Annotated in this window: 3 protein-coding genes; 1 reads left to right on the forward strand and 2 read right to left on the reverse strand. The window is 28.6% G+C overall.

All coding sequences use genetic code 11. The features are described 5' to 3' along the window. A partial coding sequence (locus MR593_RS11270) for a hypothetical protein (protein WP_290692918.1) occupies positions 1–1,080 on the forward strand: 1,080 nt, incomplete at its 5' end. 69 nt (positions 1,081–1,149) lie between these two features. Here the strand turns inward: MR593_RS11270 and MR593_RS11275 are convergent. Both MR593_RS11275 and MR593_RS11280 read right to left on the reverse strand, forming a co-directional pair. Next, a complete protein-coding gene (locus MR593_RS11275) occupies positions 1,150–2,025 on the reverse strand; it encodes an AAA family ATPase (protein ID WP_290692920.1) in 876 nt (291 codons plus the stop codon). Positions 2,026–2,120: 95 nt separating this feature from the next. Then, a partial coding sequence (locus MR593_RS11280; protein WP_290692922.1) for a PhzF family phenazine biosynthesis protein occupies positions 2,121–2,898 on the reverse strand: 778 nt, incomplete at its 5' end.

A 2,898-nucleotide genomic window follows, 5' to 3' on the forward strand; every position in this document is an offset into this window, starting at 1 on the left:
TTAGGACAACATCTAGTTTACTCTATCCTCACTAAAACGCGCAAAAGAAAAGCAAAGCAAATATTATTTATGGTAGGAGAACACGATGTCGGTAAAAGCTGCTTAATTGATTTATTTTCAAGCTATTTTCCTGAAGAAGCTGTAAAGCATATACCTCCTACTAAATTTGGCTCAGATGTATCAAAAGCGAATCTACTAAAAGCTAGATTTAACGCTGTACACGAGGTTTCATCGCAAAGAGTTATACCTATTTCAGAATTTAAAAAAACAGTTTGGATAAATTCCGACCAAGCTATAGTAAATGGTGTAGTTTATACAGGGGACTATATGCAATTGCATCAAGTATATGCCAGCAATAGCTTTTTTAAGGTGTCTAACGAATACGATCCAGAAGATTATTTATCTAAAATAAATTTTTTAATTATCGATGGAAGACCGGCAGAGAAAATAATTAATTTATCTCAAAAGCTAATATCAGAAAAGGATTATATTATTAGCTTTTTCTTAAATTTAAAGGTATATAACCTTTTAAAAAACAACGACTTTAACTTTATAGAGCTAGAAGATGCCATAGAATTTAAGTACGATATAGATGCCAAATACGAAAATTATATTTTAAGAAAGAAACAAAAAGAAGAAAAAGATACCGACTACAATATGCTAGACTATGGACTTACTCAATTTTTCGATAAAAAGGTAGAATACTTTAATTATGATGATATAAGAGATAATTTAAGCAAAAAAAATCCAGCTTCTATAATAAAGGAATTTCAAAGAAAGTCAGTCGACTATAGAGTTCATTTAGAGGATTTATACCACGAGTATGTGAGTTACTGCCATGAAAGGGATATTGAATATTTTAATGTACAATCCTCTTTTAAGAAAAGAATAGAAAAAATTTATAAAAATAATATAATCATCGAGAGCAAGTTAAAAACAGGTAAAAAAACTATAAATTATGAGGGATCTTATAAACGAATTTTCGATACTCAGAGTAAGATTATGATTTATAAGAAGTTTAAGGATAAGATTACTGGTAAAAATCAAATTGGTTATATTGGTATTAGGATTAAACGATAATACACTAAAAGTGTATAAGTAGAAATAAATTTTCTCTTATACACTTTATCTTACACTCTCTTTTTTACTTTAATCATTTTTTCCTAAATCATATATTATTGCATTATCAATTGAATTCAATACAAATGGCGAGTGAGTTGTTACTATAAACTGTATATTTGGAAAAAAGCTAACAAAAAATGGTAATATCTTATTTTGTAGCTCAACATATAAGTTAGCTTCTATGTTATCTATTAATACAATACCCTCTGTATCAAATTCATAATCTCTACATATAATAGATCTATTTTTATTTATTCTTAAAATTAAATCACATAATATACTTAAAACTGAAGAATATCCATCTGATAATTCATCAAATCCATATGGCTCTCTATTATCTTGAAGTATTTTAAAAGTATAATTTCTATAATCAAATTTCAATTTTATACTATCATCATTTAATATAGTTCTCATAGCATTTTCAAGTTTATCAAACCAATTATCTATATTCTCTACTACTTCCATATCTTCTTCATTTCTCGCAAATGACTGTTGTGCTTTTAAATCAACTAAATATTTAAGAAATAATTTGCTTGGATTTTCATCAAAAGTATATGTATTTTTTAATTTTACTCTTTGAACTCCTGTTGGTGTTTCAAAATCTATAGATCTACTTGAATTGTAATACCCTAAGATAAATTTACCTTGTTTATATAAAGAACGTAATAAATTTTTATCGTTTAGATTAAATTTAATATCTATTTCATATGAACCATTTTTATTTATATCTTCAATTATAAATTCTAAATATTTTTTTATAGTTTCTATTAATGCAGTTTTACCTGATCCATTTATTCCAGTTAAAATTAAATGCTTTGTTTCTTTGTCACTTAAGTCTATTTTTATATTTTTCAAATGCCTTATTTTTTCTATATAAATTTCTGTAATAAAATGCTTATTCAAATTATTTCTCCTTTATCATTAAGTATAAAAAACTCCCGCTTTCTACGGGAGCAATTAATATCAATCTCTAACATATAATATGTTTTCTTTTGCTATTATCCAATATTAATATCCGCTACAGAATATAATGCAGCCTTACCACTAAGCTTCACTCTATCGCCGTCCATAGTGCAGTAAAGTGTTCCGCCTCTTCTAGAAGCTTGGTAGGCAACTATACTTTCCTTATCCAATTTATTTATCCAATATGGAGCTATATGGCAGTGACCAGAGCCACATACTGGGTCTTCTATAACGTTTAATTTTGGTGCGAAACTACGTGATACGCAATCCACATCTTTTCCTGCTGCAGTTACTTGTAGTAATAATCCATCTATTGTTTTTAGTTTATCCATATCAGGATTTAATTCTCTGACAGTTTTTTCGTCGTCGAATATACAAAGTAAGTCTCTTCCCATATATGCTTCTGTTGGTTTAGCTCCTATTGCATTGACCATTGCATCAGTTATTTCAACTGGTTTTAAATCATATGCTGGGAAGTCCATTTCGTATAAGTCACCTTTTTTGTTTACTATTAAGTCGCCGCTCATTGTAGAGAATGTAACTGTTTGTAAATCAGCTTCTACATAGTTCATAATTACATAAGCACTAGCCAATGTCGCATGACCACATAAGTCTATTTCTCCACCTGGTGTAAACCAGCGTAATTTATATTTATCGCCTTCTTTTACAGTGAATGCTGTTTCTGAAAGGTTGTTTTCTATAGTAATACTCATCATTGTTTCTTCTGGAAGCCAAGAGTCCATTACACATATTGCTGCTGGATTTCCACCAAATACTTTTTCACTAAATGCATCTACTACATATTGTTTCATA

Source organism: Intestinibacter sp., assembly GCF_022780145.1.
Lineage (GTDB): Bacteria > Bacillota > Clostridia > Peptostreptococcales > Peptostreptococcaceae > Intestinibacter.